The sequence below is a fragment of the Ruegeria sp. YKSF57 genome (assembly GCF_059612585.1).
The window spans coordinates 1-5613 of sequence record NZ_JBXWQW010000096.1; the positions used below are offsets into that span (position 1 = coordinate 1).

Here is a 5613-nt window from a genome sequence, read left to right on the forward strand (position 1 = left end):
CGGCAAGCGCGATAGTGACGACCAGCATAACCCTTCCAAGTATTTTCATCATTGTCCCTTCTCCTTCCTTCTTTTGTTCAAAATCCGGCCAGCCGTTCGGCCAGCCAAAACGCAGCGATGCATCCGATGGGATATCCAAGGATTTGGCGTGACGGGCATTGCGCCAAAGACCAGCCCCAAACCGCTTGCGCCACCTTCCTGACCGTCACGAACACGCCCAGCACTGCAAAGATGAAGGCGAGCTGCCCGGCCTCGACCCCAAGATTGAACGCCAGCAAGGCCGCCGGGATGTCTTGCTCGGGCAGGCCAATCTCGGCCAGCGCTCCGGCAAAGCCCAGACCGTGCAGCAGGCCGAACCCAAAGGAAATCACCCAGGGGAAACGGTTGGCCAGCGTCTTGGATTTGTCGTCAGAGCGCAGCATCTCAGTCGCCAGAAAGACAATCGACAGGGCAATCACCGCCTCGACCGGCGGGCCGGGTACGTTCAGCACGCCGAAAGTGGCCAGCCCCAGCGTGATCGAATGCGCGACGGTGAAAGCGGTCACCGCCCAGATGAGCTGGCGCAGGTTGCGAATAAGAACCAGCAAGGCGAAGACAAAAAGCAGGTGATCCCAGCCTTCGAGGATATGTTCAAAGCCCAACACGCCATATTGCCAAAGCGTCTGGATAAGCCCCTGTTGCGCGGGCAGCGTCACAGCAGGTGCGTCGGGGGTCAGGCGGAAGGTCGCCATGTTTACCGTGTCCAGATATCCCACCCGCAGCAGGACGTCTGTTCTTTGCGCCTCAAGCTTGTTGATCCGTATCGTGTTGCCACGCAGGTCTTCGGTACAGGTCATGCGCCAGACTTGCGTCCAGGCGCGACCGTCAAAAACTGGCGCCTCAAAAGTTGGCGCGGTACAGACATCCGGAAGCGCAACGTCGATATCCATCGGCGCCCCGCGAACATCCGGCTTGCGCCAAAAGACGTGCCAGTCGCTGTCGGTCTCCTGCGAGACCTCAAGATACCCCGGCTCCAGCGCGTGGGCATGGCTAAAGGCGGGCACCAAAAGCCCCACCAGCAACGCGATCAAGGGCAAAAGATGCCTCATGACTCACCCGCTGGCGTGCCCGTTGTCCCAAGGTCCTCAATCACATAGGTGGATCGCAGATTTTCTATGAACACCTCCGTCGCGCGCTCGGCCTGCTTCTCGCGCCAATCCGCTAGAACACGATCACGGATCGCGCCAAATGGCGGCAAGACGGCATCCCATATGTTGTCCAGCCGAACCATGTGAAGACCGAAGGACGATTGAACAGGTCCGCTCCATTCACCCAGCGGCAAGGGCTGCAGCTGATCAAAGAAACCCGTTCCAAAGTTGCCATCAACTGAGGTGCGGGCGCTCAGATCAAACCCTGTCGGAAGCAGTGACGCCTGACCCAACTGGCGGTGATCTTCCCCTGCCGCCAAACGCGTACGCGTCTGGTCGACAAACGTGTCGTTTGGGTTTTGCCCCAGATACACAAGGCTGACCGCAATCCGTGCCGGGGTCGTGAACGCCTCGGCATTGTCCGACAGGTAGGTTTGCAGCACCTCATCCTCCGGGCGGGCCGCGCCCGCCTCGGAGGTCAGAAAGAAGTTCATCTTCTGCACCAACCTGTTGCGGATGATCTCATCATTGCCATCCAAACCCAACGCCAGAGCCTCGCGCACCAGCACTTCGCGGTTCAGCCAATCTTCTTTGAGTTTTGCCAACTCGTCCGCCGTCGGAGGGCGCCGCCAGGTGTCTTCAAACTGACCAGCCAGGACATCGATCTGACGCTTATCGATGATGATGACCCGTGGATCCGGATCCGTAGACCAGTCGCCCGGTTGTGCAAGTTTGAACCAGCCAAAGATTGCAAGGCTGAGAAGCGCAAAATGAACAAATGGTTCCGTGGCAATTCGCCGGAACAGGCTTTGGCGATGCGCCTGTGGCTCTACAATGTGTGGAGGATGTGTCGTTCGCCAACTTACATTCATCAGATCATTGTCCATTTCTTCAGCGGCCCTTGGGCACCAAGAGTTTCAACGTAAAGCTCACCGTGTCGGCCGCCGAAATCGCGTCGTCGTCAAAGTTATGTTCGTAAGAAAGCGTCCATTGCCAGGGCAGGCCATCGCCGCGAACCAGCCTGGATACCTTGACCCCCAGCGGCAGGCTGCTGAAATCACCGGCCTCCCAATCGTAGACAAACACCATCTCGGATGTACCGACGGACCAGCCATTGCCGAGGTTGTAGTTGAACACGGGTTGCAACGTCGACAGGTTGACATCTGGCCGGTCGTTATCTCCGGCAACGGTGAACAGGTTCTGGTTGAATAGTCCCCAAAGCCCCCATTTCTCTTGTTTTGCAAAACCGGCCGCTGGTCCCAGAGCCCATTTTTCAGCACTCAAACCATCTTCACCAGTCGGGAACAGAGCCACCGCGCCCACGCCGAAACGGCCCCAACGCCGATCAAAAGTCATAAGGTCAAACAGGGTCGTGTCGCTGATACCGGACTGTCCGTTTGCGCTATCGATAATGTAGGGGATTGTTATCCGGGCAATATGATTGGTTTGCCCAAGCGAAAACGGAATTGCAGCACGAAACTGCAACAGGCTGCTGTCCTCAGGGGAATTGTGCAGGTCATACGAATGAAAGCCCTGCAGCTGAAGAGACATGATCGATGCTGTTGGATCATTGGCCGCACTTTGCAAAGACTCCGAGTTTTCCTGCGCATGAACAACAGACGCACTTGGCAACATGGCAAGAGCAGCCGCCCGCAAAATGCCTCTGAATCCGTTCACATTACGCATCATCGCAATCTGCCTTCCATTGGAACCGTTCAGAAAGACAACGAAACCACAGCAGACAAAACATTACTCTCCAATCTACTCTTGGCTGCGAATTCATGCGTGTACTTCAGCTTTAGCGACGCCTCGGCACCCAGCAACGTGCCGCCTTGGAACGTTACCAGTGGGCCGATACCACTAACCCGTGCGCGCAGGCTACTGGCCCCGAGTGCTATTTTGGTAAGCTCGGCGCCGCGTCCGCTGTCGTCATCCAGTTGCTGATAGGTGTATCCGGCAAGCCCTACGCCCCACCCGGAACGGAAGCGTTGTACTACCGCCCCTTCCAGCTGTAGGGCCGGTGCGGTCTGATAATCGGTTGCACTGTTCTTTTCGCTGAGCAGGAAGCTGATCGCGCCAGAAGCCTCGAACCCGCGCTCCGGGACGAACCAGGTCGCGGCGAAATAGGGTTGGAAGGACCAGACGTTTTTACCGACAGACAGAGCATCAATTGTCCGCTCCTGAAAGTTGATTGATGCCGTGTCATAATTTCCTGTCGGTGCATAGACTGACATTCCCGTGCTATAGTGGAGGTTGCCTCTGTGCCAACCGACCATCCCGGTCAATGTCAGATCTCCGAAGCCGGACACACTGTCGTCGATGCTTGCCCCCTGCAGGGGCGGTCTAATCGCAGTGAAGGTCAGATCAGCGAACGGAAAAGGGACGGTCAGGTTTACTGCGGGTGTTCCGCCAAAAACCTGCGCCTCAAAGACCTGAGTGGCGCTCAGCCGCCACAGATTGAGCTCAAGATCCGCGTCAGCAGCAATGGGCAGGCCGCCAACTGAAATGCCCTCAACACTTCCCTCAAGATGGTCAAAGCTAAGACTTACATAGGTCCCAGGCTCAGGAACAAACCCGGCAAACGTATCTCGCGTGCCAAGGAAATAAGCCCCGATTCCACCCTCAACCGCACCGGCGGGATTGACCGGCAGGATCATCGTCGTCGCCAGAGCTGCGGCGCAAAGCCCGGGGCGCAGGCCGCACTTTTCGTTTCTCATTTTGTCACCTCGTTCTTGCAGAGTTATGCAGACTTTGCGCCGTTCCTTCTTTTTGGGAACGCATTTTGGGTTTGGGATCAGGGCGTGTACCAAATGGGCGACGTATATGCCCGATCCTGAATAGTCAGCGGTGCGCCTTCGGGCAAATCGACACCAAAAAACTTGCGGTCATATGTGGTCCAGCGCGGGGTCGGAATTTCCAGAACGCGCAAATAGTAAAAGGCCGATTGCGCCGGATCGAAATCCGGGTCTTCCCAAAAGGCTGCGAGAATGGGTTGTCCAATGTCGTTTGTGTAGGTTGCGGCGTCCACGTCCACTGTATTGCCGACGTCGCCATCGCACATCTCATCAACGAGGTCGCGGCCACTACAGGCGACATCGAACACCTTTTCGCTTGTTGTCCCATCCGCATTCAGCCAGCCTTTGATGACCTGAATGCGGTCCAGATTGGCACCATCCGGATCTCGCAAAGCGCGGATGAGCATTCGCGGCGCACGACCGTCCCCACTTGCCAATTCACCACCCATCGGAACACCATTTAAGTAGCCGTACGCGGCGAAGTCTGACCGAGGAAGGTCAGATTCCTGAAAGTCGTACCCGGCAAAGACGCGCACCCGGATGCGCGTTCCGGTGGTCGCGTAGACCTCCTTGCGCATCATTGCGTCCCAGATCGCTTCGCGGGTGTTCTCTCGCGCCCAGACCCCAGCTAGACCAGAGGCGGAGGTCTCCCATGCATATTGCGCGACGCTCTCGTCGCCGCCGATGCCGCCCACGACCTCTTCGAAGCGGATCGGGTCGGCGGTGGGTTCGAGGGCCACGACCTTGCCGAACATGTTGTCCTCCTGCGCGCTCGTCAGCGAGGTGTGACTGTCGGTCGAACCGATCATGCCGAACTTGAACGGGTTGACGCCAAGCTCAGTGCGATAGGCCAGCCCCTGCTTCAACGCCTCGCGTGCGTACTCATTCGGGATCATTTCGGGCGTCTTGGGATTTGGGCCCAGTTGCCCCTTGTCCCATGTCTCGAAATCGGCGAATTGATCGTCCGGCGACAGCATCGGATGCGCCTCGCCGTCGCCCTTCATCTGCGTCACCTCGTAGAGCGGCTCCCACCTTGCACGGCGCTCCGCGTAATCGGCATCGAGAGGCTCATCGGTTCCGAGCTTCACGGTGTCGAACATCAACCCGTTTGACAGGTTGCCGTTGTGGGGGATCGCGAGCAGCCGGTCGTCGGTATCGGCCTCGTATGCTGCCATCCAATCCCAAAGGTCTTCAGGATCGACGCTGTCATAGGCCGAAAACGGCAGCCGGGTATCAGCGTTTTCCTTGCCGCCCCGATAGATGACGTTGCGGTGCAGGTTGGATCGGTCGAAGGTAGACGTCCATTCAAACCCGATGAAGGCGGTGAAGGCGCCGGGTTGGTTGTGGCGCTCAGCCGCCGCCGTGATCTCCTGCCAGACGCTGTCATAGAGGCCGGGCACATCTGCCAGCGGATCCTCGCCCGAGGCCTTGGTCAGCGAGAAGATTTCCCACGCGCGCGGGAGATCGCCCGCATCGACCGCCGCGAGCAGCGATTGGCCATACTCCGTTTCAAGCAGTCGCGGGTCGCGAGACGCCAAAAGAGGTGCAGTTCCAAGGTTCTCGGCATGATCGGCAACGACGAGAAAATCCAGCGGCCGCGCAAGGCGCGCGGGCAGGCCGGTCGAGGACGTGACTGTCTCACCCTTGGCGAAGCGATAGGCCTCGTCGGGTCCGAGCGTGTTGCCGATCAG

General features: G+C 58.2%; 5 protein-coding genes. All 5 read right to left on the minus strand.

What is annotated here, in order from left to right; genetic code table 11:
* Positions 1–77: 77 nt before the first annotated feature.
* Positions 78–1088, minus strand: a complete 1011-nt coding sequence (locus AC2FLX_RS21760) for a HupE/UreJ family protein (RefSeq protein WP_496744471.1) — start codon at positions 1086–1088, stop codon at positions 78–80.
* The gene (locus AC2FLX_RS21765; protein WP_496875555.1) at positions 1085–2014 is read right to left on the minus strand and encodes a peptidyl-prolyl cis-trans isomerase; all 930 of its coding nucleotides are present in this window, start codon (positions 2012–2014) and stop codon (positions 1085–1087) included. The genes AC2FLX_RS21760 and AC2FLX_RS21765 overlap by 4 nt, the downstream gene beginning before the upstream one ends.
* A 4-nt stretch (positions 2015–2018) precedes the next feature.
* On the minus strand, positions 2019–2678 hold the full coding sequence (locus AC2FLX_RS21770) for a hypothetical protein (RefSeq protein ID WP_496744469.1): 660 nt from the start codon (positions 2676–2678) through the stop codon (positions 2019–2021).
* 164 nt (positions 2679–2842) lie between these two features.
* Complete coding sequence (locus AC2FLX_RS21775) at positions 2843–3844, minus strand: SphA family protein (protein ID WP_496809720.1); 1002 nt, start codon at positions 3842–3844, stop codon at positions 2843–2845.
* Positions 3845–3921: 77 nt separating this feature from the next.
* On the minus strand, positions 3922–5613 hold a 1692-nt coding region (locus tag AC2FLX_RS21780; protein WP_496875556.1), incomplete at its 5' end, for a DUF3604 domain-containing protein.

Coding starts and splice junctions, on each gene's coding strand:
- AC2FLX_RS21775 (WP_496809720.1), bottom strand. CDS start 3,844: ATGAGAAACGAAAAGTGCGGCCTGCGCCCCGGGCTTTGCGCCGCAGCT.
- AC2FLX_RS21765 (WP_496875555.1), bottom strand. CDS start 2,014: ATGGACAATGATCTGATGAATGTAAGTTGGCGAACGACACATCCTCCA.
- AC2FLX_RS21760 (WP_496744471.1), bottom strand. CDS start 1,088: ATGAGGCATCTTTTGCCCTTGATCGCGTTGCTGGTGGGGCTTTTGGTG.
- AC2FLX_RS21770 (WP_496744469.1), bottom strand. CDS start 2,678: ATGTCTCTTCAGCTGCAGGGCTTTCATTCGTATGACCTGCACAATTCC.